The sequence below is a fragment of the Hydrogenophilus thiooxidans genome (genome assembly GCF_019049855.1).
Taxonomy (GTDB): domain Bacteria; phylum Pseudomonadota; class Gammaproteobacteria; order Burkholderiales; family Rhodocyclaceae; genus Hydrogenophilus; species Hydrogenophilus thiooxidans.
The window spans coordinates 20,267-37,365 of record NZ_JAHLSY010000005.1; the positions used below are offsets into that span (position 1 = coordinate 20,267).

Here is a 17,099-nt window from a genome sequence, read left to right on the forward strand (position 1 = left end):
CCGTCGAATGAAAGAGACCGAAGCTGCCGTGGCTGACGCGGTGCCGACCAATCTCCTGGAGCTGACGCGCGAGGAGCTGGAAGCCTGGTTCGTCGCGCAAGGAGAGAAGCCCTTTCGGGCGCGCCAGGTCTATCGCTGGATCCACCGCATGGGGGTCGCCGATTTCGCGGCGATGAGCGATGTCGCGAAAACCTTGCGGGCGCAACTGGCGCAATCTGCGTCGATCACGCCACCTCGGGTGATTTCGGACCGCGTTTCGAGCGACGGGACGCGGAAATGGCTCTTGGACGTCGGTCAGGGCAACGCGGTGGAGACCGTCTTCATCCCGGAACGCAGCCGGGGAACGCTCTGCATCTCGACCCAAGCAGGCTGTGCGCTCGAGTGTGCGTTTTGCGCGACCGGCAAGCAAGGTTTCAACCGTAATTTGACGACCGGCGAAATCCTGGGCCAGTTGTGGCTGGCCAACCATGTGTTGGGGCCAGCGTACGCGCACGCTCGGCTCGACGACGGCGATTGGACCGACAACGGGCGCGTGGTGACCAACGTCGTGATGATGGGGATGGGGGAGCCGCTTGCCAATTACGATGCGGTGGTGCGCGCGCTCAAAGTGATGCTCGACGATTTCGGCTATGGCCTGTCACGGCGCCGGGTGACGGTTTCGACCTCAGGGTTGGTGCCGGCGATGGATCGGCTGCGTGCCGAATGCCCTGTGGCATTGGCCGTTTCGCTGCATGCGCCCAACGACCGATTGCGGGACGAATTGGTTCCGATCAACAAAAAGTATCCGCTCAAAGAACTGATCGCAGCGTGCGAACGGTATCTCACCGCGTCGCCCCGCGATTTCATCATGTTCGAATATGTGTTGCTCGACGGGGTGAACGACAACCCGCGGGATGCGCAGGAGTTGATCGCGCTGACCCGTGGCCTTTCGTGCAAATTCAACTTGATTCCGTTCAACCCCTTCCCAGGGAGTCCGTTTCGGCGCCCGGCGCCGGAGCGTGTCCGAGCGTTTGCCGAGCGGCTGATGGCTGCAGGGCGCCTGACGACGATCCGTCGCACCCGCGGCGACGACGTCGCAGCGGCGTGTGGCCAATTGGCGGGACAGGTCAAAGATCGAACCCGTCGTTCGCTGCGCTTGGTTGCCGCGGAGGGGTGAATGAAGTGGGGGCAGGTCTTTTGCGGGGTCGCAGCAGCGTTCGCGCTGGCGGGGTGCGCGTCCGTTGCGACGTCGCCGCGTGCGGGGATCGCCGAGGGCGTTTATCCTGCGCCCCTTTTGGACCAAACGGCCGCGCAGCCCGAGGATAAGGAACGCAAAGCGCGCATCGACCTGGCGTTGGCCTACCTTGAGCTGGGGCGCGTCGACGTGGCGCTCGACGAAATCGCAAAAGCGCGTGCGCTCAACCCCTCTGACCCGCTGGTGCCCTATGCCTGGGGGTTGGCCCATCTGGCGCTGGGGGATCGCGCGACTGCAGAAAAGAGTCTCGAAGAGGCGCAGCGGCTTGCGCCCAACGATCCCGACATTCTGCATGCGCTCGGCTCACTCCGTTGTTCCGCAGATCGTTTCCAAGAGGGGTTGGCGTTGTTGCGTGAGGCGGCGATGAACCCCTACTATCCGCGGCGCGCGCGTTCGCTGGCGAACCACGCGTGGTGTGCTTGGCGTGCCGGCGATGAATCTGCAGTTCAGAACGAGATCGACATGGCGCTTGCGCTGCAACCCGACGATTTCCTCGTCCAAGTCCGCGCGTTGCAATGGGCGGCGCGCAAAAGGCAGTGGGCGATTGCGGATCGCCATTTGGAACGGCTCCTCCAGCGCGCGCCCGACGACCCGATGGTCTGGTGGCTTGCGGCCAATCTGGCGCACGCGAAAGGCGATCGTCTGAACGAAGCGCGCTGGGCCGAACGGTTGCGCCAAGAAGCGCCCAACCGCTTGGAGACGCGCAAATTGGAGCGAGGAGAGTGGGAGTCATGGTGACAGAAGAACGCGGCGCTTCACCAGAGGCGGTTGGCGAAGCGATTCGTCAGCTCCGGGAGGCTTCGGGTTGGTCACGTGAAGCGCTTGCCGCCGAGCTGAAGATCGCTACCCGGCAATTGGCCGCGCTGGAAGCGGGCGAGTGGCACGAACTGCCCAACGCGATTTTCGTACGCGGCGTGCTCAGAGGGATCGCACGCTGGGGAAATCGCGATCCGCAGCCGTGGTTGGAGGTGGCGCAAGCCTGTTTCGCCGAATCGACCGTGCGTCTGACGCCGCCCAGAAACGCCGAGGGCGAAATCGTCGTGCGTCGCCCCGTCTGGCGCCATCCGGTCGTGCGTTTCGCAGCTGGTGTCATCGTGGTTGGTCTGCTGCTCGTCGGTTATCTGCAGTGGTTCGGGGTTTGGGAATCGGACTCGGCGATGGGCGACGGGGTTTCGTTACGGACGCCACTGGTCACGCCCAACGGCGATACCGCTGCGGCAGTCGTTACGGTGCCGCCCCCCCCGCCAACGGATGCCGTGGGTACGCCTAGGGCCGATCCACGCTCCGAAACGGGTAGTGACAGGGCGGCCGACTCCGCTCCTTTGTCGCGATCCGAAACCGAGGCGAGACAGGGGGCGAAAACGCAAGCCGAGCTAATGGGCGGTGCCGGCGGAGCGTTGGGTGGCGGCTTTCCCGAGGGCGCAAAGAAAAGCGAGCCAGATGCCCAGTCACAGTCGGCGAGCCAGTCGCCGCAGTCGGTTACCGGGCTTGCGATTCGCGCGGAAAGTGGGGACTCGTGGATGCAGGTGACCGCCGCCAACGGGACCAAGGTTTTTGACGGCATTCTCCGGCAAGGCAACAGCCGCACTTTTCCCGTCGACGGTGCGCCGTACGCGCTTCACCTGGGGAACGCCCAGGCGCTGGTGATCGAATGGAATGGTGCCTCCCTCAAGCCCCCTGGTCGTGGGGTCGTTCGTATGCAAGTTCCGGCACAACCATGAACGACACGCTGCACTCTCCAGCGACCCCCATCGCGCCAATGCCGTATGGACCGGCGCCGCGTCGCCCCACTTATCAGGTTCGGGTTGGTAAGGTGACGATCGGTTCGAGCGCGCCAGTGGTGATCCAGTCGATGACCAATACCGACACCGCCGACGTGGCCGCGACGGCCCGGCAAGTCGCGGCGTTGGCGCATGCGGGTTCTGAAATCGTTCGCGTTACGGTGAACAGCGCAGCCGCGGCGAAAGCTGTCCCGGAAATCGTCGATCGTCTGCTGGCATGGGGTGTCGACGTTCCGCTGGTCGGCGACTTTCACTACAACGGCCACCGTCTGTTGCGTGACACGCCAGCCTGTGCCGAGGCGTTGGCGAAATGGCGAGTCAATCCCGGTAATGTCGGGTTTGGAGCGAAACGCGACGCGCAATTCGCTGCGATCGTCGAACTGGCGTGCCGTTTCGACAAACCTCTGCGGATCGGGGTCAATTGGGGCAGTCTCGACCAGTCGGTCTTGGCGCGGCTGATGGACGAAAACGCCCGCCGTAGCGAACCCTGGCCTGCAGACGCGGTGATGCGGGAAGCGCTCGTCACCTCGGCGTTGGAGTCTGCGGCGGAAGCGGAGCGCCTGGGGTTGGCGCCGGACCGGATCGTTTTGTCGGCGAAGGTCTCGAGTGTGCAAGACTTGATCGCGGTCTATCGTGCGTTGGCTGCACGCTGCCGTTATCCGCTCCATCTTGGTTTGACCGAAGCGGGAATGGGCAGCAAAGGGATCGTCGCGAGTACCGCAGCGTTGGCGGTATTGCTGCAAGAGGGGATCGGCGATACGATTCGCGTCTCGCTCACCCCCGCGCCTGGGGAACCGCGCACGCAAGAGGTGGTGGTTGCGCAACAGATCGTGCAGTCCTTGGGTCTGCGGGCGTTTGCCCCGACGGTGACGGCGTGTCCGGGGTGCGGCCGCACGACGTCGACCTTTTTCCAAGAGTTGGCGCAGCGTACCGAAGCGTTTTTGCGCGAGCGCATGCCCGAATGGCGACAGCAGTTCGACGGGGTGGAACAACTGAGCGTTGCGGTGATGGGGTGCGTCGTCAATGGTCCGGGAGAGTCGCGGCAAGCCCATATCGGCATTTCGCTGCCCGGCACCGGTGAGGCCCCAGCAGCGCCCGTTTTCATGGACGGAGAGAAGGTGGCCACGTTGCGCGGCGACCGGATCGCCGAAGAGTTTTTGGCGCTGATCGAGCACTACGTGACCACCCGTTTTGTGGAAAGGATGAGATGAGCCAGAAAGGGATCCGCGGGGTTCGCGGCATGAACGACATCCTGCCGCCTGAGTCGTTCCTCTGGAACGAATTCGAGGCGCTGGTGCACTCGTGGGCAGCTGCCTACGGCTATCGGCCGTTGCGTACGCCGATCGTCGAGCAGACAGCGCTCTTCAAACGGGCGATCGGTGAGGTGACCGACATCGTCGAAAAGGAGATGTACGCCTTCGAGGATGCACTCAACGGCGAGCACCTCACGTTACGGCCGGAGGGAACCGCGGGGTGCGTGCGCGCGGCGATCGAACACAATCTGTTGCACCAGGGGCCGCAGCGCCTGTACTACTGGGGCCCGATGTTTCGCCACGAACGACCGCAAAAAGGGCGCTACCGGCAGTTTCACCAGATCGGTGTGGAGGCGTTGGGTTTTGCCGACCCTGAGATCGACGCCGAATTGATCGTGATGGGGGCGCGGCTGTGGGACGATTTGGGCCTTACCGACGTACGGCTCGAGATCAACTCGTTGGGGGACCCTGAGGAGCGCGCAGCGCATCGGGAAGCGCTCATTGCCTATTTCACCGCCCATCAGGAGGAGCTGGACGAGGATTCGCGCCGTCGGCTCACCCGCAACCCGCTGCGCATTCTCGACAGCAAAAACCCGGCGATGCAGCCGCTCATCGAAGGGGCGCCGCGGTTGTTGGACTATCTGGGGGCGGAGACGCGCGCCCATTTCGACGCGGTGTTGGCGCTAATCGAAGCGGCGGGTATCCCCTACCGGATCAACCCGCGGCTGGTTCGTGGCCTCGACTACTACAACCGTACCGTGTTCGAATGGGTGACGCCAAAGCTCGGCGCCCAGGGTACGATCTGTGCCGGAGGGCGTTACGATGGACTCTTTGCCCAGTTGGGGGGAAAACCCGCCCCTGCAGCCGGGTTTGCGCTTGGGGTCGAGCGGGTGTTGGCGCTCTGGGAAGCGTGTGGGGGGGAACCACCCCGGCCGGAACTCGACGTCTATCTCGTCCACCAAGGCGAAAAAAGTGCGCACGCGGCGTTCCGACTGGCCGAAGCGTTGCGTTCGAGCGGTTTTTCGGTGGTCGTGCATGCGGGCGGGGGCAGCTTCAAGAGCCAGATGAAGCGTGCCGACGCAAGTGGCGCCGAGGTGGCGGTGATCCTGGGCGAATCGGAACTCGCGAGTGAGACGGCCACGGTGAAACCGCTGCGGCGACCGGGCGCACAACGGCAAGTGCCGTGGGCGCAGCTCGAGGAGGTCGTGGCGCAAATCCAATTGGGATCGGAGGAAAGCGATGGCGCTGGTACTCTCGCATGAAGAGCAGGAGCAGGTCGACGCGCTCAAAGCATGGTGGCGGGAAAATGGCCGTTTGCTCATCGCCGCGGTGAGTGCGGCACTCGTTTTTTCGCTCGGTTGGCACGGTTGGCAGTGGTGGCGGAGCGAACAGATCCAGGCGGCGGCGCACGCGTTCGAAGCGATCGACCAAGCCTTGGAAAAGCAGGCGTGGGCCGAGGCGCGCGCGGCGTGGGAGCGCCTCAAAGCCATTCCGTGGGTTGGGAAAACGCAGGCGGCTTTTGCGGCGCTCGCAATCGCCGACCGTGCAGCGGCCGAGCATGCGGCCGCCGAGGCGATTCCCGTGGTGCGCGAGGCGGTGGCACTCGGCAATGCCGACGATGCGGTGCAACCGCTCCTGGCGTTCACGTTGGCGGAACTCCATCTGGCGCAAGGGGATGACGATGCTGCGGCGAAAGCCTTGCCGCAGGCAGTTCCAGCGCCTTATCAGCCACGGCTCTGGGCGCTCAAAGGCGATATCGCGCTTGCGCACGGTCAGGCGCAACAGGCGGTTTCCCATTATGACCAAGCGCTTGCCGAGGTGCGCGGCGACCCCTCGTGGCAGATGGTATTGCGCGCACAACGCGAGCAAGCGGCGATCGTGTCCGATTCCGTTCAGGAGCCTACCCAATGAAACGTTTCGCGCTTCTTCGGCGCTGGGTGGTATGCGCTGCGCTGGGGGTTGGGGTTTCGGGTTGTGCCTCGCTCGATGCGCTCAACCCCTTTGCCGCTTCGGGCCCCAAGCCGGCACCGTTGCCAGAGCTTCGTGACACGCGCTCCCTTCCGGTGCGCTACACCGTGCACCTTTCCGAAGGGGGACAACGCTACCTCACCCCCGCCCCTGTTGCCGACGGAGTGGTCGCCGCGGGGGGGAAAGGGGAAGTGGTCTGGATCGGCGCCGACGGCAAGGAGCAGTGGCGCACCGAGGTAGGCGCGCCGATCCTGGCCGGGGTGGGGAGCGACGCTCGGTTGGCAGCGGTGGTGACCGAGCAGGGGGAGGTAGTCGCGATCAACGTCAGTGACGGCTCCATCCGGTGGCGTCAAGCCGCCGCGCTGCCGGCGGTGACGCCGCCGCTCGTGGGAGAGGGGTTGGTGGTCGTTCGCGCCGCGGACCATCGGCTGCTGGCGTTCGATGCGTTCGATGGCAAACCCCGCTGGCGATATGAGCGGCCGCTGCCGCCGCTTTCGTTGCGGCAGAGTGCGCCGCTCGTTGCGGCCGGTGGCGCGATTTTCGTCGGCTATCCCGGCGGAATCGTCGCAGCGCTCGATCCCAACCGGGGGCAGCCCTTCTTCGAGCTCACGGTTGCGCCGCCCAAAGGGACGACCGAAATCGAACGGCTGACCGATATCGTTGGGGCCGTGGTGCTCGACAGCCAAGAGCTCTGTGCGGCGGCGTACCAAAGCCGCATCGCCTGTTTCGACCTGAAAACGGGGCGGGAGGTGCTCACGAGTGCGATCGCGACGCGAGTCGGGATCGACCGCGACGTGCGTTCCTTGATCACGGTCGACGAGGTCGATCGCATCGTCGCGATCGATCTCTTCAACGGGCAACCGCGCTGGCAAAACGATTCGCTCGTCTACCGACAGCTGACGCGTCCGATGGTCTTTGGCGACGTTGCGCTGGTCGGCGACGCGCAAGGGTATCTCCACGCCGTCGATCTCAGTGACGGGCAGCTCCGCGCCCGCACCCGTATCGGCAGCGGCGCGATCGTCGTGGCTCCGCAGCGCGTTGCCGATGGCGCGGTCGTGGTCCAGAATCAAGACGGCACGGTAGCGGTGCTGGAGCGGACGCGGTGAGCGCGCAGCTGCCCACCCTCGTTTTGGTCGGTCGCCCTAATGTGGGCAAATCGACCCTCTTCAACCGATTGACGCGGTCGCGTGACGCGCTGGTTGCCAACGTTCCCGGTTTGACGCGCGACCGCCGTTATGGCCGCGGCAAAGTGGGCGGGCGTCCCTATCTGGTCGTCGATACGGCGGGTTTCGATCCAACGGCGAAAGAGGGGCTGACCGCCGAAATGGTCCGGCAAGCGGAGCTTGCGATTCGCGAGGCCGACCTCGTGCTCTTCGTCGTCGACGGTCGCGCGGGCTTGACGCCGCACGACGAAGCGATCGCGGACTATCTGCGCGCGCTGGGGGTAGCGGTGCGCGTATTGGTGAACAAAACCGAAGGATTGGACCGCGCGATCGCGCGCGCCGAGTTCTACGCGCTCGGGTTTGGTGAGCCGTTGCCGATTTCGGCGTCGCACGGTGACGGCGTGCGCGAGATGATCCACGAGGTGTTGGCCCCCTTCCCAAAGCCAAAGCCGAACAAAGAGCCGTTGGCCGAAATGCAGAGCGAGGAAACGGGGGACGAAGATGGGATTCGCGTGGCGGTGCTGGGTCGTCCGAACGTCGGGAAATCGACGCTCATCAATGCTCTGTTGGGAGAGAACCGTCTGATCGCGTACGACATGCCGGGAACCACCCGCGACGCGATCGATGTTCCATTCGAACACAACGGTCGCCCCTACACGTTGGTCGATACCGCGGGCGTGCGCAAAAAAGGGCGGGTGACCGACACCATCGAAAAGTTTTCGGTGATCAAGGCGTTGCAAGCGGTAGAGCAGGCCAATGTCGTGATTCTGACGCTCGATGCCACCCAGGAGGTGGGCGAACAGGATGCCCATTTGGGTGGTTTCATTTTGGAGACCGGGCGGGCGCTGGTGATCGCCGTAAACAAATGGGATGCTGCCGACGCCTACCAGCGGCAGCGGACCAAGACGCAGCTTGCGCACAAGCTCGCGTTCCTCTCGTTCGCGCCGGTGGTCTTTCTCTCGGCGAAAACCGGAAAAGGGCTCGACGCGCTGATGCGCGCAGTCGACCAGGCGTTCGCTGCGGCGATGAAAAAACTGCCGACGCCACAACTGACGCGGGTGTTGCAAGAACTGGTGAAGCGTCAGGCACCGCCGCGCCACGGTCTCTTTCGCCCCAAACCGCGCTATGCCCACCAGGGCGGGAGCAATCCGCCGATCATCGTGATCCACGGCAATGCCCTCGAACACCTGCCGAAGTCGTACCTCCGCTACCTGGAGCAAGGGTTCACCGAAGCGTTCGGGTTGAAGGGTACGCCGTTGCGGCTCGAACTGCGCACGAGTCACAACCCATACGCCGAAAAGGGATAGTCGCACCAAGGTGCACCACCCGGTGCACAACTCGCGTACAATATCAGGTTCTGATCACACACCATTAGAGTCGAGAACGATGAGCAACAAAGCCCTCCAACTGCAAGACCCTTTCCTCAACCTGCTGCGCCGTGAGCGCGTGCCGGTTTCCATTTACCTCGTCAACGGGATCAAATTGCAAGGTCAGATCGAGTCGTTCGATCAGTACGTGGTGCTCCTCAAGAACACCGTGACTCAAATGGTCTATAAACACGCGATCTCGACGGTCGTGCCGTCGCGCCCGGTGACCTTGCGCGAAGTTCACGGGGAAAGCGAAGAAGCCTGATGTTCGAACGCCCGCGTTTCGGCGAGCGGGCCTGGCTCGTCCAAATCGATTTCGGCGAAGGGCGCGTTGCCGAGCGGCTGGAAGAGTTGCGCCAGCTCGCCGTGAGTGCCGGCGCGGAAATCGTCGGCGCACTGACCGTGCGTCGCGCCAAACCCGATCCCGCCACCTTCCTCGGTTCGGGTAAAGTCACCGAATTGGCTGCGCTGGTGCGCGAACACGGGGCCGATCTCGTCGTCTTCAACCATGCGCTCTCGCCGGCGCAACAGCGCAATCTCGAGCAAGCGCTCGCGTGCCGGGTGGTCGATCGCAATACCTTGATCCTGGACATTTTCGCGTTGCGCGCCAAAAGCGCCGAGGGGAAACTGCAAGTCGAGCTCGCGCAACTCGAATACGTCAGCACGCGGCTCGTGCGCGGTTGGACCCACTTGGAGCGGCAACGTGGGGGGATCGGCTTGCGCGGCCCCGGCGAAACGCAGCTCGAAACCGACCGGCGGTTGATCGGGATGCGGGTAAAGCGCCTCAAAGCGCAATTGCAACGGCTGCAAACCCAGCGGGCGACCCGCCGGCGTGCGCGACAACGGTATGGTGTGCCGCAGGTGTCGCTCGTCGGCTACACCAACGCAGGCAAATCGACCCTCTTCAACGCGCTCACCAAAGCGCAAACGTATGCGGCAAACCAGCTCTTTGCGACGCTCGACACCACCTCGCGGCGGATCTGGCTCCCGCAAACGGGCAACGTAGTGCTTTCCGACACCGTGGGCTTCATCCGCGATTTGCCGCACGACCTCGTTGCCGCGTTTCACGCAACGCTCGAAGAGGTGAAGGAGGCCGACCTGCTGCTGGTGGTGAGCGATCTCGCCAGCCCCGACGCCGACGCGCAGCGCCTGGCGGTGACCGAGACGCTGCGGCAGATCGGTGCTGAGTCGGTTCCGATCTTGGAGGTGGGGAACAAAATCGATCTCCTCGATCAAAGCCCAGAAGGGGTGCGCGACGGCTGTGGTACGATTCGGCGCGTCACCGTGAGTGCGGCAACGGGCGCTGGGCTCGACCTGCTGCGCGCCGCGATCGACGAGCGGTTGCAGAGCGTCGCCGCTCCTTTGTCCGGTGAAAACAGCGCCGAGACGACCCCCGCATCGACACAGGATCACGCCGAACCATTCTGGGAACCGCTTGAGAGGGAAGCAACACCATGTCCTTGAACGATCCGCGCTGGGGCGATGACGATCCGCGGCAACGCCCCGAAGACGCATCGCACGGGCCGCAACAGCGCCCCTCTGGGCAACGACCCGATGACGGACCGCCCGACCTCGACGAAGTGTGGCGCGAGTTCAACGAACGTCTGAACGCGTTGTTCGGAGGCAAAGGGGGCGGTCGTCGTCCGCGCGGCCCCCTGCCCGGCGGTAGTGGCGGCGATCCGCGCCGAGTCGTTCTGTTCATCGGTTTGCTCGCGGTTGCGGCGCTCGCGCTATGGCTCGCTTCCGGTTTTTACAAAGTGGAAGCAAACGAGCGCGCCGTAGTATTGCGCTTCGGAAAATATTTCGAAACCACCGAGCCTGGGTTGCGCTGGCGGTTGCCGTGGCCGATCGAATCGCACCAACTGGTCGATTTCACCGGAGTGCGCACCGTCGAAGTCGGTTATCGGGGAAGTGAACGCAACAAAAATCTGCGCGAAGCGTTGATGCTCACCGACGACGAAAATATCGTCACGATCTTCTTCGCGGTGCAGTACCGCTTGAAATCGCCTGAAGACTACCTCTTCCGCGACCGGGCGCCGGACGAGACCGTGAAACAGGTTGCTGAAAGCGCGATGCGCGAGATCGTCGGGAAGAGCAAGATGGACTTCGTCCTCTACGAAGGGCGGGAAGAGATCGCGGTGCGCACCCAAGCGTTGATGCAACAGATGCTCGACCGCTATCAAACCGGAATTCAAATCGTGCGGGTGACGTTGCAAAACGCACAACCGCCCGAGCAGGTGCAAGCCGCGTTCGACGACGCGGTGAAGGCGGGGCAAGACCGTGAACGGTTGCGCAACGAAGGCGAAGCGTACGCCAACGCCGTGATTCCGCGCGCCCGCGGGACGGCGTCGCGGATGATCGAAGAGGCGCAGGCCTATAAATCGCGCGTGATCGCGCAAGCCGAAGGGGACACGCAGCGCTTCTTGAGCCTCTATGAGCAGTACCGGCAGGCACCGGCGCTCACCCGCGAGCGGCTCTACCTCGAGACGATGCAACAGGTCTTTACCCACACGAGCAAAGTGCTGGTCGATGTCGAATCGTCCAACAACCTGTTGATGTTGCCGCTTGCGGAGATCCTGGGACAGCAGCGCGGTGCGGGCAGAGCCGAACCCACCAGCGACGCCAGTCAATCTCCTGAGGATCTGTTGCGTGACGCCGTCTCAGGTGCGGTTTCGCCCCAAAGCAGCGGCGTCGCGTCCCCCTCGACGGGTTTGCTCGACCGCGCCCGAGACGCGGTCCGAACCTTGACGCGTGACCGGGAGAGCCGCCCATGAACCCAAGAGCCACGCTTTTGATTGGAGTGACGCTGATCGTTGCGGTATTGGCGTCGATGAGCCTCTTCGTGGTCGACGAGCGCCGTTATGCGATCGTGACGCAATTCGGTGAAGTGCGGCAGGTGATCGATCAACCCGGGCTCCATTTCAAGATGCCGCTGATCCAAAATGTCCGTTTTTTCGACAAGCGGCTTTTGACGATCGATACGCCCGATCCGGAGCGCTTTATCACCTCGGAGAAGAAAAACGTGTTGGTCGACCATTTCGTCAAATGGCGGATCGTCGACCCGAAGCAGTATTTCATTTCGCTGGCGGGTGATGAGCTACGAGCGCGCACCCGCATCATGCAAACGGTAAACGCCACGTTGCGTGAAGAGTTCGGTCTGCGCACCGTTCATGACGTCGTCTCTGGAGAACGGGACCGGGTGATGGAGGAGGTGCGGCAAAAAACCGACAAGGATGCGCGCACCTTTGGGGTTGCAATCGTCGATGTCCGGCTCAAACGCGTCGACTTGCCGGTAGAGGTTTCCGAATCGGTCTATCGCCGCATGGAGGCCGAACGCAAACGGGTGGCGAACAACCTGCGCTCCGAAGGGGCGGCGGATGCCGAACGGATCCGCGCCGAAGCCGACCGCGAACGTGAGGTGATCATCGCAAAGGCGTACCGCGAAGCACAGAAGATTCGTGGTGAGGGGGACGCCGAAGCGGCAAGGATTTTCAACGAGGCGTTTGGACGCGACCCTGAATTCTTCCGCTTCTACAGAAGCCTCGAAGCGTACCGCGCGAGCTTTGCCCGCCGCGACGACGTGCTCGTGCTCGATGCCACGAGCGAATTCTTCCGCCATTTCCGCGGCGACGCTGCAGCGACCGAGGGGGCGCGATGACGCTGTGGACGGTGCCCGACCACTTCCGCGACGAATTACCGCCTGCGGCGGAGCGGCTCGAGACGTTGCGGCGGCAATGGCTCGACCGGCTGCGGGGGCACGGTTATCAGTTGGTCGCGCCGCCCCTCATCGAGTATCTGGACGCGCTCACCGTCGGTTCCGGGCGGGACCTTGCGGAACGGACCTTTCAGGTGGTCGATCCGCTCACCGGCAAGCCGGTGGCGGTGCGTCCCGACATGACCCCGCAGATTGCGCGGATCGACGCCCATCTGTTGAACCGCAGCGGCGTAACCCGCCTGTGCTATGCTGGGCCGGTTGCCCACGCGCGCCCTGCCAACCTCTTTGCGGTGCGTGAACCGTGGCAGTTGGGCGCCGAGCTCTATGGGCACTCGGGCGTCGAAGCCGACTGCGAAGTGGCGCGTCTTCTGTTGTGTCTCTTGGCGGAAGCGGGGCTTGAGGCGGTGCGCCTCGAGTGTGCGCACATGGCGATCTTCCGGGTGCTCACGCGGGGTTGGTGCGAAGCCGATGCGGAGACGCTCTTCACCCTGTTGCGCGCGAAAGATCGCGCCGATCTGCAACGTTTCCTCGCGGGACGGGAACTGCCTGCCGAGGTACGGGCAGCACTGCTCTGGCTGCCACACGCCTACGGTGGTGAGGAGGTCTTGGCCGAGGCGCGCCGCCGCTTGCCCGATTGGCCCGAGATCGCCGCGGCGCTCACGCAACTCACCGCGCTCGCTAAGGCGCTTGCAGCGGAAGGAGCTGCGGTGGGGTTCGATCTGGCCGATTTGCGCGGCTACCACTACCACACGGGCGTGATGTTCGCTGCATTCGCACCGGGAAGCGCCGCTGCGGTGGCGTTGGGTGGGCGCTACGACGGCATGGGCGCTGCGTTCGGACGGGCGCGGCCTGCTACCGGCTTTTCGATCGACTTGCGTGCGGTGGTGACGCTCTTACCGCTTTCTCCGCTCCCCGGCGCGATCCTTGCACCCGCGTTGGGTGCGGACGCCCCGGCAAAGCAGCGCACCGCGCTTGTCGAGCGGGTCGCTGCGCTGCGCGCAGCGGGAGAGGTGGTGGTCGACGAATTGCCTGGACACCCCCGCGAAAGTTGGTTTGAGGCGGGGTGCACGCGCCAGCTGGTTTGGGAAAGAGGCGCCTGGCACGTGGTGCCTTTTGCGGAATGAATCGAGTCGAGGAGTAGGGAGCGGTAGCGATGGCCAAAAACGTGGTCGTGGTGGGAACGCAGTGGGGCGATGAAGGGAAAGGGAAAATCGTCGACTGGCTCACCGATTCCGCACACGGGGTCGTTCGGTTCCAAGGCGGTCACAACGCCGGACATACGTTGGTGATCGGCGACCAGACCTTCAAGCTCAATCTGGTTCCTTCCGGGATCGTTCGTCCCAACGTGGCCTGTTTCATCGGCAACGGCGTGGTGCTGGACATCCACCACCTCTGCGAAGAGATTGCGACGCTCGAAGCGGGGGGGATCGAGGTGCGTTCCCGCCTCAAGGTGAGCCCCGGCTGTCCGCTGATCCTGCCTTATCACGTGGCGCTCGACCGCGCACGGGAAGCGGCGCGCACCGGTAACAGTAAGATCGGCACCACTGGGAAAGGGATCGGCCCGGCTTATGAGGACAAGGTGGCGCGGCGCGCGGTGCGTGTCTATGACCTCTTCGACCCGGTGCGGCTGCGCGATCGAATCGAAGCCAACCTGGCGTTGGTGAACCATCTGCTCACCACGGTGCTCGACGCCGAACCGGTGACGCTCGAATCGTTCTGGGAGCAACTCCTTGCCGACGCCGAAACGGTCAAGCCGTTGGTCGCCGACGTCTCTGCGGAACTCTACCGCATCAACAAAGCGGGCGGAAACCTGCTCTTCGAAGGGGCGCAAGGCACGCTCCTCGATATCGACCACGGAACCTATCCGTTCGTGACGTCGAGCAACTGTGTCGCGGGTGCCGCAGCAGCGGGCGCCGGGGTCGGTCCGGGGCGGTTGCACTATGTGCTCGGAATCACCAAAGCCTACTGTACGCGTGTCGGGGGTGGCCCATTCCCGACCGAGCTCGACATCGAAACCGAAGGGACGCCGGGTTGGCAGATGTCGACCAAAGGGCGTGAATTCGGCACCGTCACCGGGCGTAAACGGCGCTGCGGTTGGCTCGACCTCGCGGCGCTCAAGCGTTCGCTCATCATCAACGGGGTCACGGGACTCTGCATCACGAAACTCGACGTGCTCGACGGGCTCAAGGAGCTCAAACTCTGTGTCGGGTACGAAATCGACGGCAAGCGCGTCGATCTGCTGCCGATGGGGGCCGACGAAGTGGCCCGGTGCCGACCCATTTACGAGTCCTGGTCGGGGTGGCAGGCGAGCACCTACGGCGCGAAGCGGTGGGAGGAGCTGCCCGCAGCGGCGCGCGCCTATCTGCACCGCATCGAAGAGTTCTGTGAGGTGCCGATCGACGTGATCTCCACCGGCCCCGAACGGAGCGAGACGATCCTGCGTCAGCACCCGTTCGGCGCCTAGGTAAGCGGGGAGCGCTTACCTCACGGGTGCGCAAGCGCCCGGCCGCCGATCGTAGCAAAAGAGCGGGAAAGCGGCTTTGGCCCAGGTCAACGTTGGTGCGCTTGGGCCATCGCGGCGATCTGTGCCGTGCGCACCGTCTCCCAGTAGCGTTGCGCCAAACGTTGCCAGGTGGTGCGGTCGTTTGCAGCGAGCAACCGGTCGATCGTCTGCTCGGTGGTTTCACCCGGTTGCGCTTCAGGAGCGAAGAACGCGGCCACTGGTGAGAGGTCCACTCCGTTTTCGCGCTGCCAGCGCCAGTAGTGGGCGAAGAGTTCGATCAAGCGGGGGGTCTCCCAAAAACGACTCGCTGCTTCTTCGGCAGCGAAGAGCTCCTGCGCGAGGCGCTTTACTCGTTCGTTGTAATCGGCGGGGAGCCCGCGGTGGTTCACCAAGAGTTGTTCGGCCATCGGTTCGCCCCAGGCGCGATGGAAGCGGCACATCCCGGCGTTGTCGGAGATGAGCTCGCCGATCATCCGTGCGACGTTCCATTGCCCGAGCGCTTCCGGCGAGAGGAGGTCGTGGCCGTAGAAGACATAGTACTTGCCCATGATCGGCATGGGGCTGAACATCCCCGGTACGAAATATTGGTTGGGGACGAGCGCCCCCCGTTCGCCGTGGGCAAGGTAGACGGCGCGGTCGCCAGGCCGTGTCTGCGGGTAGCGGGCGTTGAGGGTCTGTGCTGCAACGCGAACCCCTTCGCGCAGCGGGGCGGCGCGCTCGTCCCAGAGGATTGCGGCGATCGCGCGCAGCGCGTAGTCGGCGTTCGCGGCACTGTCGGCGACGAGGTCGAATTGCTCGGGGTTAGCGGTGAAGCCGCGAAAGCGTAGTTCGTGGGCGGGCGGTAGCCCCAGATCCGTGGGGTCAAAGTCCCCGGCGGAGATCGCCTCGAAGAGCCAGCCGAGGGTGCCGCCGAGCTGGATCGCGTCGAATCCCATCGCGTCGGCGAAGTCGTTGACCCGTTCGGCGGCGCGCTGGTCGAAGATCCCGATCTGCGGGCCCAGCGTATGGTACGGCTCGTAATCCTTTTTGTGCGGTCCGTTCATCTTTTTGCATGCGACCGAGCAGGGTTCGCCGCAGTGTTCGAACTGCTTGTTCGCGATGGTCTCTTCTTGGAACTGTTTCCAGTAGTGGCCGCGGACGAACCGTTCCATCTGCGCCAGACGCTCTGGTTTGGGGGCGAAAACGCTCTGGTAGTGGAACGAGAGGATCTTGTCGCCCATCGCCGCGTAGTTCGAACCGAAGGTGCCGCCGGTCCCCGTCTTGGGGTCGAACGAGTATTTTACGGTGGTGCGCTGCTCGACTTTGACGTAGCGATCGCCAAATCGTGCTTCGAAATCGGGGTCGTATGCTTTCGTCGACTCTTTCGCAGGCTCCCATGCGCCGCCCACGAGAAGCGCCGCGACGTGGAAATCGCGGAACAAAGTCGAGCCCATCCCACCGCGGCCGCAGAATTCGGAGACCCAGGTGATCGCTCCTTTCTCGACCGGGTTCGAGACGATCGTTCCCTCCCAAGTGACCGCCGCTGCCGGGCCGACTGCGAGCGCCCGCACCTGTTTCGACGGAAATGCCGCGCCGAAGCGGTCGAGCATCGCTTGTTGAACCGCAAGCGCACCGCTGAGCTGGGCGCCGTCGCTGGCGCGCCGGTAGCCGACCCGCCAGAGTGTCTCGAGATCGGGGATGGGTTCCAGAGTAACGGTAGGGGCGTTGCCGTCGTGACGCAAGATCAGCACCGACGGTTGCGCCGCGCGTCCGACGAGCGTCACCCAGGGGATGCCGAAATGTTTGAAGGTGTACGCGACGCCGCCAGCGGAGGAGAGATAGAAACTCTCCCATTGGTGGCTGTAGCCGCAGACGAAAAGGCGGCGTGTCCCGGCCAACGGCGAATCGGCAAGCCGCCCGATGCCGAACGTAAAGGCGTCGCGCCCATACTGTTGGTAGATGCGCCAACCGTATTCGATCGGTCCGGTGATCGTTTCGGCGGTGCGTTCAGTCAGCATCGTACTGCCATCGTTGAGCGCAATGGTGAGGCTCTGCGCAGGGAGCCAGGCAGACGTTCGAAGCAACGTTAGGGGTTGGGGGGCGTTCATTGCGGTTCCTCAACTGGGGTTTTCTTCC

Annotated in this window: 15 protein-coding genes; 14 read left to right on the forward strand and 1 reads right to left on the reverse strand. The window is 64.0% G+C overall.

The features are described from left to right. Nucleotides 1–7: 7 nt before the first annotated feature. The 14 genes from rlmN to KUL93_RS03700 all read left to right on the forward strand — a co-directional run bounded on the left by rlmN (nt 8) and on the right by KUL93_RS03700 (nt 14,945). Nucleotides 8–1,156 (forward strand): dual-specificity RNA methyltransferase RlmN, encoded by a 1,149-nt coding sequence (rlmN, locus tag KUL93_RS03635; RefSeq protein ID WP_217125747.1) that lies wholly within the window; start codon nt 8–10, stop codon nt 1,154–1,156. Next, nucleotides 1,157–1,972 (forward strand): tetratricopeptide repeat protein, encoded by an 816-nt coding sequence (locus tag KUL93_RS03640; protein ID WP_217125748.1) that lies wholly within the window; start codon nt 1,157–1,159, stop codon nt 1,970–1,972. It abuts the gene before it with no gap. Next, nucleotides 1,966–2,955: a helix-turn-helix domain-containing protein gene (locus KUL93_RS03645; protein ID WP_217125749.1), complete on the forward strand. Its 990-nt coding sequence runs from the start codon at nt 1,966–1,968 to the stop codon at nt 2,953–2,955. The genes KUL93_RS03640 and KUL93_RS03645 overlap by 7 nt, the downstream gene beginning before the upstream one ends. A gap of 38 nt (nt 2,956–2,993) precedes the next feature. Beyond that, on the forward strand, nt 2,994–4,226 hold the full coding sequence (gene ispG, locus KUL93_RS03650; protein ID WP_346731636.1) for a flavodoxin-dependent (E)-4-hydroxy-3-methylbut-2-enyl-diphosphate synthase: 1,233 nt from the start codon (nt 2,994–2,996) through the stop codon (nt 4,224–4,226). Beyond that, on the forward strand, nt 4,223–5,530 hold the full coding sequence (gene hisS, locus KUL93_RS03655) for a histidine--tRNA ligase (RefSeq protein ID WP_217125751.1): 1,308 nt from the start codon (nt 4,223–4,225) through the stop codon (nt 5,528–5,530). The genes ispG and hisS overlap by 4 nt, the downstream gene beginning before the upstream one ends. After that, the gene (locus tag KUL93_RS03660; RefSeq protein WP_217125752.1) at nt 5,508–6,179 is read left to right on the forward strand and encodes a YfgM family protein; all 672 of its coding nucleotides are present in this window, start codon (nt 5,508–5,510) and stop codon (nt 6,177–6,179) included. Before hisS ends, KUL93_RS03660 begins: the two co-directional genes overlap by 23 nt. Then, entirely contained in the window at nt 6,176–7,342 is a 1,167-nt protein-coding gene (gene bamB / locus KUL93_RS03665) for an outer membrane protein assembly factor BamB (protein WP_217125753.1), read from the forward strand. Before KUL93_RS03660 ends, bamB begins: the two co-directional genes overlap by 4 nt. After that, entirely contained in the window at nt 7,339–8,706 is a 1,368-nt protein-coding gene (gene der, locus KUL93_RS03670) for a ribosome biogenesis GTPase Der (protein WP_346731634.1), read from the forward strand. The genes bamB and der overlap by 4 nt, the downstream gene beginning before the upstream one ends. 79 nt (nt 8,707–8,785) lie before the next feature. Then, nucleotides 8,786–9,031, forward strand: coding sequence for an RNA chaperone Hfq (gene hfq / locus KUL93_RS03675; protein WP_119334517.1), 246 nt, complete (start codon nt 8,786–8,788; stop codon nt 9,029–9,031). Further along, nucleotides 9,031–10,230 (forward strand): GTPase HflX, encoded by a 1,200-nt coding sequence (gene hflX / locus KUL93_RS03680; RefSeq protein WP_217125754.1) that lies wholly within the window; start codon nt 9,031–9,033, stop codon nt 10,228–10,230. The genes hfq and hflX overlap by 1 nt, the downstream gene beginning before the upstream one ends. Then, nucleotides 10,221–11,540, forward strand: coding sequence for an FtsH protease activity modulator HflK (hflK, locus tag KUL93_RS03685; RefSeq protein WP_217125755.1), 1,320 nt, complete (start codon nt 10,221–10,223; stop codon nt 11,538–11,540). The genes hflX and hflK overlap by 10 nt, the downstream gene beginning before the upstream one ends. Further along, a complete protein-coding gene (hflC, locus tag KUL93_RS03690; protein WP_217125756.1) occupies nt 11,537–12,424 on the forward strand; it encodes a protease modulator HflC in 888 nt (295 codons plus the stop codon). Before hflK ends, hflC begins: the two co-directional genes overlap by 4 nt. Further along, entirely contained in the window at nt 12,421–13,605 is a 1,185-nt protein-coding gene (locus KUL93_RS03695; protein ID WP_217125757.1) for an ATP phosphoribosyltransferase regulatory subunit, read from the forward strand. Before hflC ends, KUL93_RS03695 begins: the two co-directional genes overlap by 4 nt. A gap of 29 nt (nt 13,606–13,634) precedes the next feature. Next, nucleotides 13,635–14,945, forward strand: a complete 1,311-nt coding sequence (locus KUL93_RS03700; protein WP_119334522.1) for an adenylosuccinate synthase — start codon at nt 13,635–13,637, stop codon at nt 14,943–14,945. 86 nt (nt 14,946–15,031) lie between these two features. Here the strand turns inward: KUL93_RS03700 and KUL93_RS03705 are convergent, their stop codons facing one another. Then, entirely contained in the window at nt 15,032–17,071 is a 2,040-nt protein-coding gene (locus KUL93_RS03705) for an aldehyde ferredoxin oxidoreductase C-terminal domain-containing protein (RefSeq protein ID WP_217125758.1), read from the reverse strand. Nucleotides 17,072–17,099: the final 28 nt, after the last annotated feature.

Coding starts and splice junctions, on each gene's coding strand:
- KUL93_RS03660 (WP_217125752.1), top strand. CDS start 5,508: ATGGCGCTGGTACTCTCGCATGAAGAGCAGGAGCAGGTCGACGCGCTC.
- KUL93_RS03645 (WP_217125749.1), top strand. CDS start 1,966: ATGGTGACAGAAGAACGCGGCGCTTCACCAGAGGCGGTTGGCGAAGCG.
- hfq (WP_119334517.1), top strand. CDS start 8,786: ATGAGCAACAAAGCCCTCCAACTGCAAGACCCTTTCCTCAACCTGCTG.
- rlmN (WP_217125747.1), top strand. CDS start 8: ATGAAAGAGACCGAAGCTGCCGTGGCTGACGCGGTGCCGACCAATCTC.
- KUL93_RS03695 (WP_217125757.1), top strand. CDS start 12,421: ATGACGCTGTGGACGGTGCCCGACCACTTCCGCGACGAATTACCGCCT.
- KUL93_RS03705 (WP_217125758.1), bottom strand. CDS start 17,071: ATGAACGCCCCCCAACCCCTAACGTTGCTTCGAACGTCTGCCTGGCTC.
- hflK (WP_217125755.1), top strand. CDS start 10,221: ATGTCCTTGAACGATCCGCGCTGGGGCGATGACGATCCGCGGCAACGC.
- KUL93_RS03700 (WP_119334522.1), top strand. CDS start 13,635: ATGGCCAAAAACGTGGTCGTGGTGGGAACGCAGTGGGGCGATGAAGGG.
- hflC (WP_217125756.1), top strand. CDS start 11,537: ATGAACCCAAGAGCCACGCTTTTGATTGGAGTGACGCTGATCGTTGCG.
- bamB (WP_217125753.1), top strand. CDS start 6,176: ATGAAACGTTTCGCGCTTCTTCGGCGCTGGGTGGTATGCGCTGCGCTG.
- hisS (WP_217125751.1), top strand. CDS start 4,223: ATGAGCCAGAAAGGGATCCGCGGGGTTCGCGGCATGAACGACATCCTG.
- hflX (WP_217125754.1), top strand. CDS start 9,031: ATGTTCGAACGCCCGCGTTTCGGCGAGCGGGCCTGGCTCGTCCAAATC.
- KUL93_RS03640 (WP_217125748.1), top strand. CDS start 1,157: ATGAAGTGGGGGCAGGTCTTTTGCGGGGTCGCAGCAGCGTTCGCGCTG.
- ispG (WP_346731636.1), top strand. CDS start 2,994: ATGCCGTATGGACCGGCGCCGCGTCGCCCCACTTATCAGGTTCGGGTT.